Genomic DNA, 17,704 nt, shown 5'->3' on the forward strand with positions numbered 1-17,704 from the left:
AGAGATTGAACTATGGCACGTAAACAACGTTTTCGTGAAGAGGAAGATGCAGCAGTAGATATGACGCCGATGCTAGACATCGTATTCATCATGCTTATCTTCTTCATCGTAACCACTTCTTTTGTTAAAGAAGCTGGTATTGAGGTTAACAAGCCAAAAGCGGCACAAGCACAAAAAACTAAGAATGCGAACATCTTCATCGCAATCCGTGAAAACGGCGAGATTTGGATGGATAAGCGTCAAGTAGATGTTGAGCGTGTAAGTGCTAACCTTGAAAGTCTAATGGCCGAGCAACCTACAGACGTGATAATTATTCAAGCTGACAAAGGCGCGAAACACGGCGTAGTAGTGAAGGTTATGGATCAGATCAAAGCGACTGGCGACAACCTGAAGATTTCAATAGCTGGAGATCAGTAATGATTCGACTTCTGTTTTCACTTCTAGCAGGTGGGGCAGTAACTCTCGGCTTGTTCTTTTTTATGTCATATCTTATCTCCGGTGGAGCGGATAGGGCAGATGTTCAAAAAGAACAGATCGTAGTCGAGATTATGTCGAATCCACCTGAATCGAAGGTGCAGCAGCGGAAGCGTGTCCCGCCTCCGCCGCCGCCACCGCCTAAACAGCCGCCTAAGCCGCAGCCGCCTCAGCCTGACGTTGCTGATCCGACTGGTGGTAACATCGGCTTTAATATGCCTAGTATTGATCTAGGTGGTACAGCAGGTGGTTTATCTGGACCAGGTGAGTTCGGTCGCGATGGTGATGCAACACCTATCGTTCGAATTGAGCCTAAATATCCACCGCAAGCTGCTCGTGATGGCAAAGAAGGTTGGGTACGCTTATCATTCACAATCAATGAACTTGGTGGTGTAGAAGACATCGAAGTTATTGAAGCTGAACCAAAGCGTATATTTGACCGTGAAGCTAAACGTGCGCTTCGTAAGTGGAAATACCGTCCAAAGGTTGTTGATGGTAAACCACAGAAACAGCCGGGCATCACTGTTCAGCTTGATTTCACATTGAACCAAGACTAAGGAGGCAGGATATGAAAAGTTTACCTAAATTTACAGCTCTTGCTCTTCTTATCGCACTGACTGGTGGTACGTACTCAGGATCAGTTTCTGCTGCGCCGAACTATGAAGAAATAGAAAAGCGTAAAGCGGCAAAAACTAAAATCATGGGTGAGCGGGTAGGTAAAAAAGTTGCCCAAGCTTTCGACTTATATAACGAAGAGAAAGTGGATGAAGCAATAGCAATGCTTCGTGAGCTAGACCCTTCTGATGAGTTTGACAAAGCAACGGTTAACCGCTACCTGGGTCAGCTGTATGCTCAAAAAGAAAATTACGCCGAGGCCATTAAATATACTCGTCAAGCAATTGCACCAGATGCGCTTAATTTTAAAGATCAAGCGGACATCATGAAGCTATTAGGTGACCTTTTATTGGGTACTGAAAAGTACGCAGAAGGTATTAAAGCCTATGAAGCTTGGATGGATTTCACTGGTGAAACTGATGGAAAAGTATATGGCCGTATTGCACAGGCATATTATGAGTTGAAGCAATTTAAAAACGTTATTGCTCCTGCTGATAAAGCAATTGCCGGTGTAGAAGAGCCCAATAAACAGTACTATCTGATGAAAGTAGCGGCTTACTTTGAGCTGAAGCAGTTCAAAAATGCTGTGAAAGTTGGTGAAGAACTGGTTAGAGTTTTCCCAGAAGACCCTAAAGTGTGGACTCAACTTGGTGGTTTTTATTTGCAAACTGAAGATTACAGTAAAGGTATGACTGTAATGAAGGTTGCGTATGACAAAGGCTATTTTGCAAAAGAGAATGACTACAAAATCCTTGGTAGTCTATACTCTTTAACAGATGACCCTTGGCGTGCTGCTCAAACTTTCGAAAAAGCCATCAAAGATGGCAAGATTGAACGTACAAAGCAGAACCTAACAGCACTTGCAAGTTATTATCATCAAGCTAAAGAAATCACTGACGCTGCAAAATTCTATGAAGAAGCAGCGAAAATGGATGATGATGCCGATCTTTATCGCCGAGCTGGTAGCTTGCTACATCAAGCACAAAAATATAGTGCTGCGGTAGTAAGGCTGAATAAGGCGCTTGAACTTGGTACTGATAAAAAAGGAAGTGCATATGCAGATCTTGCAGAAGCTTACTTCTATCAGGGCAAATTTAAGCAAGCCCACGCAGCAATCGTGAAGGCGCAGGATGACCCGAGTACTCGTAAGTTTGCGAAGAGTTGGGAAACCTACATTAAAGACAAAGCACAGCGCAAAGGCATCAGCCTTTAATAAAAAAGCCCCGAAAGGGGCTTTTTTGATTCTCAGATATGAAGTTAAGCCATGAAAAAGTATTCTTTAGCCTTGTTAACCTCAATCCTACTTTCCACGTTAACTGCATGTGGAGATAGTAACCTCTCCCTCAATGAGCAAGAGTTCAGCTCAGAATTACGCGCGTTAAATAGCGCACTGTATAGACAGTCTGACTTGAAGATCAACGAGCTTCCGTTTACTGAAGCGTATCTAGAGCGTAGGCATTCAATCCTTTCAAATAAATTGCTCTCATCCAATGTAGCTATACATTCTGAATTAGATTATCTAAGAATTCAGCAGCGCTACCCCGAACGCTACTTGCCCTGGCCTGGTAATGTACCTGTGATAACGTATATTCAAGAAAAGGTGAGTACTGAAGTAGTTGATAAATGGTTTTTATTCGTCAAATCAAAGCTGGTAGAGGCAAGTGAAAGCAATATTAGGCTGAACCGACTCGAACACCAGGGATTACTGGAACAGTTGACTTCTGCTGATATCGCACTCCAATCACGTGATGACTTGATTAGTTACTTAAACAGCTACAAGCCAAGAGCAATGCTTGGTTTACATCAGCTTCCCAATGGTAAAGAGTGGTATCAATCTAAACTAAACTTTTATGGTTCCATAAAGACTTCACCTAACAAGGTATTGGCTAACTTAACTAAGCTTACTGTACATGATACAAATACAGTACCGCTGGTGATGCCAAATCTACATCGCCCTTACATCTTAGAGTTGCTACCAGATAGTTGTAAAAGGTTAGAAGGGCTAAACTGGCGAGACGGCTTTGTTAATTTGCCAGCATCGGTTGCCAAATGTAAACAAGTAAGAAAACAGCATAAGATGTTATTGCTAACAATAATGGAAGTAGATTTGGGCTTGCACTACCAAGGGTGGTCACAACAGCAAGCATTTGTTGTGCTCAACTCAAGACTAGCGCTGAATGAACAACAAGCACAACAATTGATTGCTAATATCGTGTATTTTCCTGCAACTATTTTTGCTGCATATCCACACTTCTTGCAGCCTTAGCTTTACAACTTATACAGCGCTGAGTTGCAGGGTCTTGCTCTAGCAGCTCAGGCTCAATCGCTTGTTCACAATCGCAACAGTAACCAAATTGGCCGATCTCCATTTGACAAAGTGCAGCCTCGACTTTCATCAGCCGATCGTATTGTGGGAATTGCTCCGGATTAATCTTTTCCACCACAATATCTAACCACTTATTTGGCGGATTAACTTCTAAAGTGTTGGCAAGGTTATGTGTAAACTCATTGGGTGAGGATTTCAACTCACCTAAAAAGTCATTTCTCAGTGCAGTAAGTTCAGCCTGAAGGCTTTGCTCGTAGTTTATTACATTTTCATTCATGGGCGCTCTCCTATCCGACGCCCCATTATCATTTGGGTATAGCTTTGCTGTTATGATTTGAATCAAGGTCTGGAGATATTGCATATTTCTCAAGCACTCTAACGACATCTTGTTTGCTTTTAAGTGTTTTGATTTCGTCAAACACAAGATGGGCACCGTTATACTGACGCTTTAGATAGCTTAACCACTGTTTCGTTCTAGACGAAAAGTATTTGTCACTCATATTTTCATCTTGGTGCATTGAAGAATGCAATATGTGATAGACCACATTTTCCCATGAAAGCGGTGAGTATGGCTTATCTGCTTTGTATGCTTTGATTTTAGCTGCTAAATCTGGCGTTGCTAATGCTCCGCGACCCAACATAAGATCTTGGCATTGGCTACGCTCCTGGCAACGCAGTGCATCTTCAACTTGCCAAATTTCACCGTTTGCGATAACAGGAATGGTTAACCTTGATAATAAAGGCGGTATTTTTTCCCAATATGCAGGCGGCTTATATCCATCTCTTTTTGTTCGTGCATGAATAGCTAGGCTTGAGGCTCCGGCTTGCTGAACTGCATCGACAATCTCAGTGCTGTTTGCATCGTCATCAAAACCAAGTCTAATCTTGGCGCTCACCTCATGCTCAGTTGGTACTGCTTCTCGCACCGCTTTAATAATTTGGTATATTTGCTCCGGTTCTTTTAGTAACACGGCGCCGCCTCTGCTTTTATTAACTGTTTTTGCAGGACAGCCAAAGTTAAGGTCAACTCCGTGAGAGCCGAGCTTTACAGCTTTTCTTGCATTGGCAGCAAGGGCGTGTGGGACTTGCCCTAGAAGTTGGATCCTAACAGGAGTTCCAGACTTCGTATAACCGCCATTGAGTAGCTCTGGGCAGTACCTGACGAAAACTCGGCGAGGAAAGGTGAGGTCAACAACACGAATAAACTCTGTGACACAGAGATCAAACCCTCCAATATCAGTGAGTAGTTCGCGCATTTTAAAATCGACTACTCCTTCCATTGGTGCAAGAACAAGCTTCATATAACAACCTCTGATACAGCAAAATGGTGTCGCAGCAGATGACACCTTCAAAGCGCGCCATTTTAGCTAATCGTGCAACGTAAGTCATTAACAGTAGGGAGTTGGACTAAAGGTGTAATATTTGTAATGAGACCTTTGTTAATTTTTTAATTACTATTAGACTGGAGTAGGGTGAATTTAATACAAACACCGCGACGGTAAAGGATAGTTATCCCAAGCATACATGAGCATGATACGGTAAACATGAAATTTTTAAAAAAGAGCGAAATAAAACTCTAGCCAGCTTGGTCTACTAATTGAATCAACTATTTTCGAGAGAGCATACAGTATGAATACAATTAAAAATAACTCTATCGCGCTTACGTTAAGCGCTGTGGTTGCAGGCACTGCGGGTCTTACTGCTACTGATGCAAACGCCAATCCATTTAGCTTTGAAACAATGACCTCGGGTTATCAACTAGATGCTGGTGAAGGTAAGTGTGGCGAAGGTAAATGCGGCGGCGATGCTAAAGGCAAAAAAGAAGGCAAATGCGGCGAAGGTAAATGTGGCGGCGATGCTAAAGGCAAAAAAGAAGGTAAGTGCGGCGAAGGTAAATGCGGCGGCGATGCTAAAGGCAAAAAAGAAGGCAAATGCGGCGAAGGTAAATGTGGCGGCGATGCTAAAGGCAAAAAAGAAGGCAAATGCGGTGAAGGTAAATGTGGCGGCGATGCTAAAGGCAAAAAAGAAGGCAAATGCGGCGAAGGTAAATGTGGCGGCGACGCTAAAGGCAAAAAAGAAGGTAAATGTGGCGGCGACGCTAAAGGCAAAAAAGAAGGCAAGTGTGGCGAAGGCAAATGTGGTGGTAGCCATTAATTACTGGTTATAAAGCACACTTAACCCTACCTTATGGCACAGTGGATTTTGATGAGCTGTGCCATGATGTACCTCAGACTAAGCAAAACATCACCACAGAAATTGTTTTAGCTTTTCAGTATTATATCCGTCAACAGTAATCACTAAGGTGAGAGTAAATGGCAGCGAAGCTAGGTAATTTAGGACTTGGCCTACGTCGAGAAATGATTGAGGATGTGTTAAACAACCCTCCCGCGCAAATTGACTTTTTTGAAGTTGCACCAGAAAACTGGATAAAATTTGGTGGTAAGTTAGCCAAGCAATTTCAAGCGCTAACTCAAGCACACACGTTTATTTGCCATGGCTTATCCTTGTCTTTGGGGTCACCCGCACCGCTCGATACCGAGTTTCTATCACAGCTTAAAACATTTTTTAAGCAGCATAATATCCATACCTACAGTGAACATCTTAGTTATTGCTCTGGTGACGGCCACATGTATGACCTTATGCCCATACCGTTTACCGAGGAGGCTATTCGCCATACCGCAAAGCGGATCAAAAAAGTTCAAGATATACTTGAGCGTCGTATCGCGGTAGAAAATGTTTCTTACTATGCCGCTCCAGGTCAAGAAATGTCGGAGTTAGAATTTACGCTGGCGGTATTAGAAGAAGCAGATTGTGACTTACTTTTAGATGTAAATAATATTTACGTTAACTCTATTAATCATGGTTATGATGCGGAGCAGTTTTTGGCAGCGATGCCAACCGAGCGCATCACATACGGACATATTGCAGGGCATTTTGTGGAAGCTGATGATTTATTGGTAGACACTCATGGTGCTGAAGTATCTTCGCCTGTATGGCAATTGTTGCATCGAGCCTATGAGCTGCACGGCGTATTTCCTACTTTGTTAGAACGAGATTTTAATATTCCACCTATGCCTGAATTACTGGCTGAGGCAGGGCAAATATCAGCCATTCAAGTTAAGTATTTCAATGTGGAAGAAAAGGTATAAACATGTCATTTGTCGAAACACAGCAAGCTTTTATGGCGTACATTCGCGATCCTGACAACCAGCCAGCACCTAGTGGTATTGAATCTCGTCGTTTAAAAATATATCAAGAGCTGTTTTTCAATAATATAGAAGGGTTTGTGAGTAGTGCGTTTCCTGTACTGAAGAGCTTGTATCCAGCAACACAATGGCTTGCCTTAGTCAGGCAGTTCTTTGTCAAACACCATTGTAAATCACCGTATTTTCTGGAGATCAGTCAAGAGTTTCTGCTGTTTTTACAAGGCGAATATGAACCCACTGCAACAGATCCTGAGTTTATGCTTGAACTTGCGCACTATGAATGGTTGGAACTTGATGTTGCCACAACAGTAGAATCACAGGATGAATATTCACTCGATGACGATGCGCTGCGACATGCCAACCTCTATTTAGCAAGTACCACTCGAATTGCCCATTATCAATACCCAGTACATCAGATAAGCGAGACCTTTAAACCGGACAAAGTAGAGGGTCAAACCTTTAGCTTTGCGCTATATCGTGACGACGAAGACGATGTACAGTTTATCGCATTAAATCCAATGACGGCACTAATGCTATCTGTTATTGAATCAAACGGTGGGGCACAACTTTATGAAATTACTAGTGATATAGCCAAGCAAGTGCCTCAATTTAGTCAAGAGCAGCTATTTCAGGGAGCATTGCATACCCTTGGTGAATTGGCAAAACTGGGCATTATCAAAACGAAAAACCTTTAAGCAACGCGTAACATCGACTATTATACAGCCTGATTTTCGTCGTGCTTAAACTCGGACTAGGGCGCTGGTCAATACCATCTATATTAACTGGTGGTGCGAGTTATAAAATTAAAGGTAGTATCTATGTCTAAAGGTGACTTTAAAGATCCGTTTAATGCAAAATACTTTATTGCATTTGTTGCTGTTTTTGCAGGAATTGGCTGTCTAAACGCTATTCTTGGTTGGGCAACAGCGGTAGTTTAATCACGCAATTCATAAGGCTGCACTCGCAGCCTTTTTTGACTCTCGGCGCTTAATATACGAGTGTAAACGATTCATCCTTGCCGCTCGACTTAGAACATTAATCATATTGTCATCGCCTTTTTAGCGCTAAATTGTTCGCTTTTTCCTCATCCTCACCGGTAAAATCAATCAGTCGGTTTCAACCTGATAGAAAATTGTTATAATCTGGCTCTTTTGTAATAAACTTAAAGCACAGTAATTATGACGACAGAGAATATGTCATTAATCAAAAATAGTATCGCAACGGTTCCAAACTATCCAAAACCTGGGATCATGTTCCGCGATGTTACTTCACTGCTAGCAGAGCCAGCTGCATTTAAAGCAACCATCGACGCATTCATTGCTGCATATAAAGATGGTGGATTTACTAAGATAATTGGTACCGAGTCACGAGGCTTTATTTTTGGAGCGCCGCTTGCTTATGCGCTTGGCATTCCATTTATTCCAGTACGTAAGCCAGGAAAATTGCCACGCGAGGTGATCAGCCAATCTTATCAATTGGAGTATGGCGAAGATACCCTAGAGCTACACGCTGACGCCATTGAGGCGGGTGATAAAGTACTATTAGTTGACGACTTATTGGCAACAGGTGGTACTATTGAAGCAACCGCAAAATTGGTTAAGCGTCTAGGCGGTGAAGCGACTGACGCAGCGTTTGTTATTTCGTTACCAGAGCTTGGCGGTGAAAAGAAAATCCAAGATCTTGGGATCAACATTCTCTCTTTAGTAGAGTTCGAAGGCGAATAAGCATGAGCTATCAGGTTCTGGCGCGTAAATGGCGTCCACAAAATTTCCACGAATTAATGGGGCAGGAGCATGTAAAGCAAGCTCTAGTAAACGCACTTAATGAAAAGCGTCTACACCATGCCTATTTATTCACAGGAACACGGGGTGTGGGCAAAACAACGATTGCTAGGATCTTCGCTAAAAGCTTAAACTGCGAACAAGGCGTGACCTCAACGCCTTGTGGTCAGTGTAGCGCGTGTACTGAGATTGAAAGTGGTAAATTTATCGATTTAATCGAGATTGATGCCGCGTCTAGAACCAAAGTTGAAGACACCAGAGAGATTTTAGACAACGTACAGTACGCACCGACTCGTGGCCGATTTAAAGTTTACCTTATCGATGAAGTGCATATGCTATCTAAGCATAGTTTTAATGCGCTACTAAAAACGTTAGAAGAGCCGCCCGAACACGTAAAGTTTTTGCTGGCCACAACAGATCCGCAAAAGCTACCAGTAACGATTTTATCTCGCTGCTTGCAATTTAACCTCAATGCGATGACACAAGACCAAATCGTTGAGCAGCTGCAAAAAATACTGCCAATGGAGCAGATAGAGTTTGAGCTTAGCGCGTTACAAACGCTCGCAAAAGCCGCTGACGGTAGTATGCGTGACGCTCTTAGCCTCACGGATCAAGGTATAGCACAAACTAATGGTAATTTAACGTTGCCAGCTGTACAGTCCATGCTTGGTCTAATGGACAGCGCACATGCGATTATTCTTCTGTCTGCGGTGTTGTGCCACGATGGCGAAGCATTACTTGACGGTATAGAAAAAATAGCGCGACAAAATGGTAATTTTGTCAGTGTGCTAGACGACTTGATCGCACTGTTACACGTTATTCAATTAGCGCAGCTAGTGCCTAGTGCTGCACGTCTATCAAATTTTGATAATAACGATATCAAGTTATTTGCAGAGCAGTTATCCCCGCAACAAGGTCAACTACTGTACCAATTGCTCTTAAATGGTAAAAAAGACCTAAAATGGGCACCAGAACCTAAACTTGGCTTTGAAATGGTGATGTTACGCCTCCTGGCGTTTGAAAAAGAAAGCCACGTTGGCATGAACACTATGCCGTCTGCACCGCAGACAGAGGCAAAGCCAAGCAAAGTAGGTAACCTCCGTGAACTTTTAAAAAAGCCAACGGCTGAAAATACCCCAGTTGCAAGTGCACCACAGAGCCAGCAGGGTACTACACCAGTTGCACCTGTACCGACTATACTACCAAGCACACCCCAAGTGCCAATGTCATCAGCGCCTGTGCTACCAAGCTCACAGCCTGAAGCTGACGAGACACAGATAGCAAGCCAATATGAGAGCGTGATGTCACAGGCCGTAGCGCAAGGCTTTCAAGAGCAGGCTGTAACGCCACAACCAGAGTATCAGTCTACAAGTAGTACTTTTTCACCAGCACCAGCTGAACAACAAAGCGAACAAACGATATTGTCATCATCAGATGATGCGGTAGAGTCAGTAACATCTCCTGCAAGTACCCCGGTGTCAGAGCAACAAAGCCAAGCGCAGTCTGCTATAGCGAGGATCTTGAAAAATCGCAACATCTCAGGTGCTGGTAAATTGGTGGGAGCCGATGGTGAGGTAAAAAAGTCTGAGGCGCCGAGTGCGCCTATGCAAATGCCAAAGCCTGCGGCTATGGAAAATGTGCATGTCGAGCCACAGGTAGCGCAAACGGTTGAACCTCGTCCGGTAATAAAAAAGCCAAAGAAAGAGGCGTTTCAGGCGCGTCATCGACCAATCGCAGAAAATCTAGCGCCGGAATTACTTGAGCAGTTATCACCTGTAAAACAAGATGATAATGAGCAAAAGACACAAGTTGAAATTCCAGCTCCGGAGAACTTTGTCAGCCCAATTAGCGACATTAAATTTGCATACCAAAGTGATGATTGGGCAAATATGATTGAAAAAATGCAACTAGGCGGGCGCATTCGTCAATATGCACTTCACAGCGTGTTTACGCAAGAAGGCGAGCAGGTGCAACTGCAAGTAGATGCAAGTCAACAGCACTTAGACTCTGGAGTTTTGAGAGAAAAATTAACTGAAAGCCTCAGTGCTTTGTTAGAGAAGCCAGTATCGCTGGAAATTAATTACATAGAAGCACTAAGCAGTACTCCGTTTTTAGTGCAGCAGCAGCTTGATGAGTATAGATTGATGCAAGCAAAAACAGCAATGCGCGAAGATCCACTCGTCAGCGCATTTGTTCAAGAATTTGACGCAATGCTGGATGAAAATAGCGTCCAAGCATTGTAATTAGGGGCGTTAGCCCTTATCTTTTATCACAGTAAACCAAATTGAAGTATAAGAGAGCAGAATATGTTTAAAGGCGGAATGGGCAACATCATGAAACAAGCGCAGCAAATGCAAGAGCGCATGGAAAAAGCCCAAGAAGAAATCAAAAGCTTAGAAGTCACTGGTGAAGCAGGTGCAGGCTTGGTAAAAGTCACTATGCTTGGTAGCCACAACGTACGTCGCGTTGAGATCGACGAGAGCCTTATGGAAGACGACAAAGACATGATTGAAGACCTACTTGCCGCTGCGGTAAACGACGCTGTCCGTCGTGTAGGTGAAGAAACACAAAAGCGCATGTCAGAAGTTACCGGCGGCATGCAAATGCCTCCAGGCTTCAAAATGCCGTTTTAGTTTTAACTGATTAAAATATATAGGCTTTTCTAATGGCTTGTCTGATTTAGACAAATGTTGGACAAATAAAAGCAAAAAGCTCAGGTTTTCAGGCCTGAGCTTTTTTTCGTTTTCGAGGGTGCATTAGTAATGTTGACCTAAACTTTTGGCTAGATTTTCCATGAAATCAGGTTCGTCTTCTTGGAGCCATTTTCCATAAATTTTGGCTATCATATTGGTATCAGCGTGACCCATTTGTTTAGCTAGCCAAGTTGCCGGCACACGTTTCATAAGCATACGGCTCGCATAAGTATGCCTTAGCTGGTAGGCGGGGCGGTGTTCTAGTTCCGCTTCAATTAGCCATTTTTCCCATTGTTTGGGAACCGTAGTGAGTTCAGGTCGTTTATAGGGTTCGTTATCTCTACTCAAGAAAACTCTGCGGCGCTGGACCGTAATTGACTTTTGATTGTTACCAAAAATCACTTCATTTCTTTGGGGTAGGTTATAACTTTTTTCTTTTTGCTTAATCAGAACTTCCAATGCTGCCGGCAACAATTCAACCGTTCGAACACCAGCTTCGGTTTTAACTAGTTTCATATTTCCTTTTCTAGTTAGATTGTAACGAACATAAATCCTTCGATTTTCGAGATCAACATCCTCCCAAGCTAATGCTTTCAATTCTCCATGACGTAATCCTGTCCACGCCAAAAAAGTGACCATATCCTTAACTTGTGGAACATGTATTACGTCTAGCAGTCGAGAAAGCTCTTTTTGGCTAAATGGATTGATATTGCTCACTTGCTTTAAAAGCTTAATGGTATCTTTAGCAAGTTTCTTGAGTTCTTTAGCAGGATTGAACTTGATGTAACGACGCTCAGTAGCAAACTCTAGCACTTGATTAATCGCTTTCGTGTATTCTGTGACAGTTGATGCAGCACACCCTGAAAAGAAAATAGGATGAGCTTTGTTGTAGCTTCGTTCCAATTTACTTAATTGTGTTGTCGTGAATGATTTTATTGCCTGCTTGCCGTAATCATTTTTTAGCTCTTCGTAAAACGCATTACGTCTTGACTCAATAAGCTCTTCTTTTGTTCCTTTAACTGTCGCTTGACGCGCTAGATTTAATTGCTCAGTAGTTATTTGGGCAACATCTTTTGTGCCTAACTCGTAATGTAAAAAAACAACACTGACACCCACTAGTATCTACCCTATGGTAGTTTCTAGTTAGAACCACAAAAAATTGTTTATTACTCGTATCAAGAGTGCTTAAGAAAATAAGGTTCCTGTTAGTGTTTACGTATTTCCTGACACTAAAGTCAGTGTATCGCACACCATAAAGGCACTGTGGTTAACGCAGCTTGAGGGGTTATCGCTAAAGAATCTATTTGGTTAAGCCAGCAAATGTTCACAATTTGTTAGATTTGTGCGCCTTCGTCTTTTAAGGGTTTCACAATAAGCGGTGAGTACTCGCTCTCGACCAACAGCACCATGGAAAATCCGAGAAAATTGTGTTGTGAGTTTCATCCAATTATCAGGTTCGATGTTTAGTCGAGATAAAATTGGTTGAGACTCTAGGATAGCACCTTTTTTATCGGTGCGAATACATTTCCCCGTAAGCTCGACTAACTCTAGATAAGACTTGAGCTCGAAAGGCAGCCCTTTTGGTATGTTCTTTCGGGGGCTACCCGCAAATCGTAATAGGCTGTTTGGTTGTTTCCCTTGCCTTGCATGGTCGATTCGCTTTTTGATACTGGTAAAGTCAGAGGTTTCAGGCGTTAGGGCTAACTTGGCTCGAATGGGGTTCAAGTCGACGTATGCCATACAAGCAGCTAATGCGGCTTCATCTAGCAAGGGTTGAGATTTGAATCTGCCTTCCCAAAATCGGCCTGTGCATTCATCCTCTTTATTTGCTCTGCGGGCAATATCCTCGTTGAGTACCCGCATAAACCAGCTAATATCTGCCAATCTCTGTCTGTACTTGGCAATATATTCACTGAGTATCAACCGGTCCGACTCACATAGTGGCTCTTCTTCAACGAACTTCCTCGTGACCCAATTACCTTTAAATAGCTTGTGCCAGCGTATCACTATGGCCTTGTCAGATAAGCGCTTTGCTTTATTATCATCAACATGCAATACAATGTGGGTGTGATTACTCATCACCGCATACGCACAGACGTCGATACAAAAGACGGTAGCTAACATTAGGAGCTTTTCTTCAACCCAATCACGGCGATGTGCATAGGATTTTCCGGTCAGTTTGTCTTCACCGCACAAAAACGCGCGTCTAACGCAGCGGGAGATGCAATGATAGTATTTGGTATCTGTTAAGCTGATTTGATTTTTACGGGCAGTCGCCATCGCTTGTTTTCCTCAATCCTTGAGTGCAGAGTTAGAGCGTAGCCGACTTTTAAAAAAGGCACAAATTAGAGGTGGATGTCCTTGGTTTACAAATTAGAGGTGGGTGTCCTTGGTATATTATCCTTGGTATATCTTATCTTTGGTTTATTATTGCTCATCTTAGATAGCAGTGCAGCCCATCAAGAACAGATGATGCAGTTGTTGTCTGACCCATCGAAAGCGGCTCAGTTTGCACGAGTAGTGTTTGATATGTTGAATGGGCTAAACGGGTAGTCTACTGGAGCTAGGGAAAAGGATTGATGTGCGCTTATGTGTCAGTGCATGTACAAAAAGGTGAGCTTAGTAACGTTACGACAAGTAAGATAAAAGTCTCAATCTACTTTACCAAGATAGGGGTCTAGATAATTGCCACGGGTAGGATGAAGTAGCTCATGAGCGCTCCTATGGAGATTCCCGAATTTATAAAAGTTAATATAATGTTAGGGGTAATGTTTAATTCCCCCAGTAAATAATATATTGATATTTCGTTTCACCCATTGGCTTTGTCTTAATTTATAATAAGTCGGCAGTATGATGAGCATAAGGCTGTAAACGCGATTGGTTAAGTTTGCAAATTAATCAGAAATAGCGCCTAATAGGGGGGCTATTTTTGTCTACATACGGAAGTAAGATGAGTAAATACGCCTTGGTTTTTCCGCCCAATTTTAAGCTAGTTTTGTATGCTATGGCGGTGATGTGTGTTGTCCAGGTGTTAGGTGGTCTTTTTGGCTTCCCCGTCTATCGATTTGGGATTGTGCCTCATGATATTCACCATTTAAGTAGTGTCTTTACCGCACCTTTTGTACACGGTAGCTGGGGGCATTTGATGAGTAATTTACTGGGGTTAAGTATCAGTGGTTATTTGGCTGCGAGATTACCTAAGTTCAAGCGTTCAACATTTTTTATTGTGGTTGCGACAGGGCTGCTGGTGTGGCTGTTTGCTGGAAATGCCAATCACATTGGCGCATCAGGCATCGTAATGGGTTACTTTGGCTTATTGCTAGGGGCTGCACTGTTTAATCGAGACATTCTTGGGATCGTGAGCTTTGTAGCGCTGTTGGTGCTGACTTACTATGCCAATATAAGTTTTTTAGCGACCTTGTTTGACTTCTCTGCTCAAACGAGTAGTTCTAGCCATATTTTTGGTTTTTTAAGTGGGCTCCTCGCGGCTTATATCACCAAGCCCAAGCGTGTCTAATATAACCTGCCTGTGACGGCAGGTTATTAAGTTTCAGTTTGGCCAATTACCAGATACGGACGCGCTCTTCTGGTGCTAGATATAGTTTATCACCCGGTTTCACATCGAATGCTTTGTACCAAGCATCATGGTTACGAGGTGCTAACGCTCTGAAGCGGCCAGGAGCGTGAGTGCCTGCGCGCAGCTGGTTTAACATGCTTTGTTCAGTACGCTTTTCTTTCCATACTTGTGCCCAAGCAAGGAAGAAGCGCTGATCACCAGTTAAGCCATCGATGATAGGCGCTTCTTTACCGTTTAGGCTGAGCTTGTACGCATGGTAAGCCATGGCTAGGCCACCAACATCGCCGATGTTTTCACCAAGGCTGTTACGACCATTTACAAAGTTGCCTTCGATAGGTTCGTACTGGCTGTATTGCGCAGCGAGCTTGTCAGCTTTTGCTTCGAATGCAGCGCGGTCAGCATCAGTCCACCAGTTACGTTGAATACCTTTTGCATCAGACTTAGAACCTTGGTCGTCAAAACCATGTCCCATTTCATGACCGATCACTGCACCGATACCGCCGTAGTTTACTGCCGGATCGGCGTTCGGGTCGAAAAATGGTGGTTGTAAGATTGCTGCAGGGAACACAATTTCATTGAATGAGCTATTGTAATAGGCGTTAACGCGTTGCGGTGTCATACCCCAGCGGTTGCGATCTGTTTTTTCAAGCTCTTTCGCCACACTGTCGTTTCTGAAGAATTGACGTAGATTTTGAACATTGCCAACTAAATCATTATTCTTAAGTGTTAGTCCTTCAAATGACTGCCATACATCAGGGTAACCAATTTTAGGCACGAATGCTGCGAGTTTTGCTTGTGCATTAACTTTCGTTTCTGCGCTCATCCAGTCAAGATTTTCAATGCGCTCACCTAGTGCTTTACGCAGGTTTTCAACTAGCTCAGACATCTGCTCTTTTGATGACTCAGGGAAGTGTTTATCTACGTACACTTTACCAATTGCAAAGCCTAATGACTGTGTGCCTGACATTTGGCTTACTGCACGCTTCCAACGAGGGCGAGGCTCTTGTTGGCCGCTTAAATGTTTACCGAAAAACTCAAAATTGGCATTAAAAATTTCTTCAGATAGCAATCCAGCGTTTCCACTGATGGTGTGAAAAGTCAGGTAGTCTTTCCATACCGCTAAATCTTCTTTGTTGACAAGATCAATCATTGCTTTGATCGGATCAGGCTGAGACATGTTGAGTTGTGGTACTTGGTAACCCGTTTGCTCAAAGTATAGATCCCAGTTAAACCCAGGATATTCTTTTGCTAAGTCTTCATGCTTAATTTGGTTAAGGGTGAGGTCGCGGTTACGACGCTTTTCACGTGGCCAGTGGCCTTCTGCCATTTTAGTTTCAAGAGCAAGTATTGCTTGTGCTCGCTCTGTGGTTTTGTCTAAACCTGCAAACTTAAGCATAGTGGCAATGTGGTTAATGTACTCTGCACGAGTATTAACAAAGCGCTGGGCATCCTCTAAATAATATGAGCGATCAGGTAAACCTAAACCCCCAGCTCCCATCGACATTTCATATTTGTTAGGGTCTAGGCGGTTGAACCACATACCACCACCAATTGGTGAATTAGCACCAGTTAACCAAGCTTGACCAAAGGCTTTTGTTAGGCCATCAGTGTTGTTAATTGCTTTAATCTCATCTAATAAACCTTGAATTGGCGTGATTCCGAGCTTATTAAGCGTTTCAACATCCATAAATGCGTTGTAGAAGTCGGCAATGAGTTGCTCTTGAGCATTCAGGTTTTCTCGAGAAACAATATCTTCAATGATAGCATTGACTTGTTTTTCACTGCGTTCAGCAAGCGCGGTAAAGGCACCGTAGCGTGTCTTATCTGCTGGCATTTCATAGTTATTGTACCATGTACCACTGGCGTACATAAAAAAGTCATCGCCAGGCTTTACGCTTTCATCACGGGCTGTTAAGTCTACGCCAAACGTGCCTAATTCTGCTTTTTCAGTTGTGATTGTTGCTTCGGCTGGTGTATTTGATTGACTTGTTGATACCTTTTGCTCCGAGCATGCTGTTAGCATAATGGCAGCTATGGTGCTTGCGATAATTGTTTTTTTCATTATTAGCTCTCTATGATTATGTCGAGAAGTCAGCCCTTTTTGCAGCTATATGTTACTACTTTCGGGAATGCTACCATTGTCCGGTGATTATGTCTCAGCTGCAAGCATTTGAGCTGAATTGGTGGTTAATTCAAGGCGAATGATTTTATTAAAGCAAAAATTGCTTGGAATTGAGATTTTGCCGTTGCTGCTTTTCGTGCCGCGCTTTAAATCAGTATGAATATCCCTTATCATCTCGGCATTATTAAAGGTGCATGTGCACCGAACAAGCTACGAGAAGCTCATTTATGCAATTATCACCTAGTCTGACCGCGCTTATCGAAGCGCTACGTTGTTTACCTGGCATTGGACCTAAATCTGCTCAACGTATTGCTTTTCATTTATTGGAGCGAGATAGAGAAGGTGGCTCGCAATTAGGACAGTGTTTGAGTCATGCGATGCAGGCTATTGGCCACTGTAACAGCTGCCGTACCTTTAGTGAGGTTGATATTTGCGATATATGTCTGAGTATAAAGCGCCAAGATACAGGTCTACTTTGTGTCGTTGAGTCGCCAACAGATGTACTAGCAATCGAGCAAACAGGGCAATATAGTGGTTTATATTTCGTATTAATGGGTCACTTATCACCGCTTGATGGTATTGGCCCAAATGAAATTGGTTTAGATGTGCTAGAGCGTAAACTCAATGACGGCAACATTAATGAAGTTATTTTAGCGACCAATCCAACGGTTGAAGGTGAAGCAACGGCACATTACATCTCAGAACTTTGCCACAAATATGGTGTTGATGCGTCACGTATAGCCCATGGCATGCCGGTTGGTGGTGAGCTTGATTTAGTTGATGGGATGACATTAATGCACGCGTTTAGCGGTCGTAAAAAGCTATAAACTATTTTTATTGTCCTGTTTTTAAGCAAACTCACAAAAAAGCAGGGCTGCATGTTAAAAATTTAATTTAGTCTCTTGAAAGT

Annotated in this window: 18 protein-coding genes; 13 read left to right on the forward strand and 5 right to left on the reverse strand. The window is 43.0% G+C overall.

The window, feature by feature from the left end:
* Positions 1–12 precede the first annotated feature (12 nt).
* The 4 genes from EAG18_RS11065 to EAG18_RS11080 are packed head-to-tail and all read left to right on the forward strand — an operon-like array spanning position 13 to position 3,355.
* Positions 13–417: a biopolymer transporter ExbD gene (locus EAG18_RS11065; RefSeq protein WP_010606404.1), complete on the forward strand. Its 405-nt coding sequence runs from the start codon at positions 13–15 to the stop codon at positions 415–417.
* A complete protein-coding gene (locus EAG18_RS11070) occupies positions 417–1,031 on the forward strand; it encodes an energy transducer TonB (protein ID WP_125252441.1) in 615 nt (204 codons plus the stop codon). The genes EAG18_RS11065 and EAG18_RS11070 overlap by 1 nt, the downstream gene beginning before the upstream one ends.
* 11 nt (positions 1,032–1,042) lie before the next feature.
* Positions 1,043–2,302 carry a tetratricopeptide repeat protein gene (locus EAG18_RS11075; RefSeq protein WP_125252442.1) on the forward strand — a complete coding sequence of 420 codons (1,260 nt, stop codon included), beginning with the start codon at positions 1,043–1,045 and terminating at the stop codon, positions 2,300–2,302.
* 51 nt (positions 2,303–2,353) lie between these two features.
* Entirely contained in the window at positions 2,354–3,355 is a 1,002-nt protein-coding gene (locus tag EAG18_RS11080) for a hypothetical protein (RefSeq protein ID WP_275557274.1), read from the forward strand.
* Here the strand turns inward: EAG18_RS11080 and EAG18_RS11085 are convergent.
* Both EAG18_RS11085 and EAG18_RS11090 read right to left on the reverse strand, forming a co-directional pair.
* Positions 3,318–3,692, reverse strand: coding sequence for a TraR/DksA C4-type zinc finger protein (locus EAG18_RS11085; RefSeq protein WP_125252443.1), 375 nt, complete (start codon positions 3,690–3,692; stop codon positions 3,318–3,320). The two genes, EAG18_RS11080 and EAG18_RS11085, sit on opposite strands and share 38 nt — an antisense overlap.
* 28 nt (positions 3,693–3,720) lie before the next feature.
* On the reverse strand, positions 3,721–4,716 hold the full coding sequence (locus tag EAG18_RS11090) for a tRNA-dihydrouridine synthase (protein WP_125252444.1): 996 nt from the start codon (positions 4,714–4,716) through the stop codon (positions 3,721–3,723).
* A gap of 328 nt (positions 4,717–5,044) precedes the next feature.
* Here EAG18_RS11090 and EAG18_RS11095 point away from each other — a divergent pair, with 328 nt between their 5' ends.
* From EAG18_RS11095 to EAG18_RS11120, 6 genes are all read left to right on the forward strand, one after another.
* Positions 5,045–5,569 carry a hypothetical protein gene (locus tag EAG18_RS11095; protein ID WP_125252445.1) on the forward strand — a complete coding sequence of 175 codons (525 nt, stop codon included), beginning with the start codon at positions 5,045–5,047 and terminating at the stop codon, positions 5,567–5,569.
* Positions 5,570–5,727: 158 nt separating this feature from the next.
* Positions 5,728–6,564, forward strand: a complete 837-nt coding sequence (locus EAG18_RS11100; RefSeq protein WP_125252446.1) for a DUF692 domain-containing protein — start codon at positions 5,728–5,730, stop codon at positions 6,562–6,564.
* A gap of 2 nt (positions 6,565–6,566) precedes the next feature.
* Positions 6,567–7,316, forward strand: a complete 750-nt coding sequence (locus EAG18_RS11105) for a putative DNA-binding domain-containing protein (protein ID WP_125252447.1) — start codon at positions 6,567–6,569, stop codon at positions 7,314–7,316.
* Between the two features lie 483 nt (positions 7,317–7,799).
* Positions 7,800–8,345, forward strand: coding sequence for an adenine phosphoribosyltransferase (gene apt / locus EAG18_RS11110; RefSeq protein ID WP_125252448.1), 546 nt, complete (start codon positions 7,800–7,802; stop codon positions 8,343–8,345).
* Positions 8,346–8,347: 2 nt separating this feature from the next.
* Complete coding sequence (gene dnaX, locus EAG18_RS11115) at positions 8,348–10,645, forward strand: DNA polymerase III subunit gamma/tau (protein ID WP_125252449.1); 2,298 nt, start codon at positions 8,348–8,350, stop codon at positions 10,643–10,645.
* A 63-nt stretch (positions 10,646–10,708) separates the two neighbouring features.
* A complete protein-coding gene (locus EAG18_RS11120; protein ID WP_010368987.1) occupies positions 10,709–11,035 on the forward strand; it encodes a YbaB/EbfC family nucleoid-associated protein in 327 nt (108 codons plus the stop codon).
* Between the two features lie 123 nt (positions 11,036–11,158).
* Here the strand turns inward: EAG18_RS11120 and EAG18_RS11125 are convergent, their stop codons facing one another.
* On the reverse strand, positions 11,159–12,211 hold the full coding sequence (locus EAG18_RS11125) for a site-specific integrase (protein ID WP_185745586.1): 1,053 nt from the start codon (positions 12,209–12,211) through the stop codon (positions 11,159–11,161).
* 192 nt (positions 12,212–12,403) lie between these two features.
* A complete protein-coding gene (locus EAG18_RS11130; protein WP_125252451.1) occupies positions 12,404–13,375 on the reverse strand; it encodes a transposase in 972 nt (323 codons plus the stop codon).
* 81 nt (positions 13,376–13,456) lie between these two features.
* Between EAG18_RS11130 and EAG18_RS11135 the strand changes: the two genes are divergently transcribed.
* Complete coding sequence (locus tag EAG18_RS11135) at positions 13,457–13,648, forward strand: hypothetical protein (RefSeq protein ID WP_125252452.1); 192 nt, start codon at positions 13,457–13,459, stop codon at positions 13,646–13,648.
* Between the two features lie 397 nt (positions 13,649–14,045).
* Positions 14,046–14,612 carry a rhomboid family intramembrane serine protease gene (locus EAG18_RS11140; protein WP_125252453.1) on the forward strand — a complete coding sequence of 189 codons (567 nt, stop codon included), beginning with the start codon at positions 14,046–14,048 and terminating at the stop codon, positions 14,610–14,612.
* 46 nt (positions 14,613–14,658) lie between these two features.
* Here EAG18_RS11140 and EAG18_RS11145 read toward each other — a convergent pair whose 3' ends face one another.
* Entirely contained in the window at positions 14,659–16,734 is a 2,076-nt protein-coding gene (locus EAG18_RS11145; protein ID WP_125252454.1) for a M13 family metallopeptidase, read from the reverse strand.
* Between the two features lie 287 nt (positions 16,735–17,021).
* On the opposite strand from EAG18_RS11145, the gene recR reads away from it, so the two are divergent.
* Entirely contained in the window at positions 17,022–17,621 is a 600-nt protein-coding gene (gene recR, locus EAG18_RS11150) for a recombination mediator RecR (protein ID WP_125252455.1), read from the forward strand.
* Positions 17,622–17,704: the final 83 nt, after the last annotated feature.

Source organism: Pseudoalteromonas sp. J010 (genome assembly GCF_003934235.1).
GTDB classification, from domain to species: Bacteria; Pseudomonadota; Gammaproteobacteria; order Enterobacterales; family Alteromonadaceae; genus Pseudoalteromonas; species Pseudoalteromonas peptidolytica.

Coding starts and splice junctions, on each gene's coding strand:
- EAG18_RS11085 (WP_125252443.1), bottom strand. CDS start 3,692: ATGAATGAAAATGTAATAAACTACGAGCAAAGCCTTCAGGCTGAACTT.
- EAG18_RS11145 (WP_125252454.1), bottom strand. CDS start 16,734: ATGAAAAAAACAATTATCGCAAGCACCATAGCTGCCATTATGCTAACA.
- EAG18_RS11105 (WP_125252447.1), top strand. CDS start 6,567: ATGTCATTTGTCGAAACACAGCAAGCTTTTATGGCGTACATTCGCGAT.
- EAG18_RS11080 (WP_275557274.1), top strand. CDS start 2,354: ATGAAAAAGTATTCTTTAGCCTTGTTAACCTCAATCCTACTTTCCACG.
- EAG18_RS11065 (WP_010606404.1), top strand. CDS start 13: ATGGCACGTAAACAACGTTTTCGTGAAGAGGAAGATGCAGCAGTAGAT.
- EAG18_RS11095 (WP_125252445.1), top strand. CDS start 5,045: ATGAATACAATTAAAAATAACTCTATCGCGCTTACGTTAAGCGCTGTG.
- EAG18_RS11140 (WP_125252453.1), top strand. CDS start 14,046: ATGAGTAAATACGCCTTGGTTTTTCCGCCCAATTTTAAGCTAGTTTTG.
- EAG18_RS11130 (WP_125252451.1), bottom strand. CDS start 13,375: ATGGCGACTGCCCGTAAAAATCAAATCAGCTTAACAGATACCAAATAC.
- EAG18_RS11090 (WP_125252444.1), bottom strand. CDS start 4,716: ATGAAGCTTGTTCTTGCACCAATGGAAGGAGTAGTCGATTTTAAAATG.
- EAG18_RS11100 (WP_125252446.1), top strand. CDS start 5,728: ATGGCAGCGAAGCTAGGTAATTTAGGACTTGGCCTACGTCGAGAAATG.
- recR (WP_125252455.1), top strand. CDS start 17,022: ATGCAATTATCACCTAGTCTGACCGCGCTTATCGAAGCGCTACGTTGT.
- dnaX (WP_125252449.1), top strand. CDS start 8,348: ATGAGCTATCAGGTTCTGGCGCGTAAATGGCGTCCACAAAATTTCCAC.
- EAG18_RS11120 (WP_010368987.1), top strand. CDS start 10,709: ATGTTTAAAGGCGGAATGGGCAACATCATGAAACAAGCGCAGCAAATG.
- apt (WP_125252448.1), top strand. CDS start 7,800: ATGACGACAGAGAATATGTCATTAATCAAAAATAGTATCGCAACGGTT.
- EAG18_RS11070 (WP_125252441.1), top strand. CDS start 417: ATGATTCGACTTCTGTTTTCACTTCTAGCAGGTGGGGCAGTAACTCTC.
- EAG18_RS11075 (WP_125252442.1), top strand. CDS start 1,043: ATGAAAAGTTTACCTAAATTTACAGCTCTTGCTCTTCTTATCGCACTG.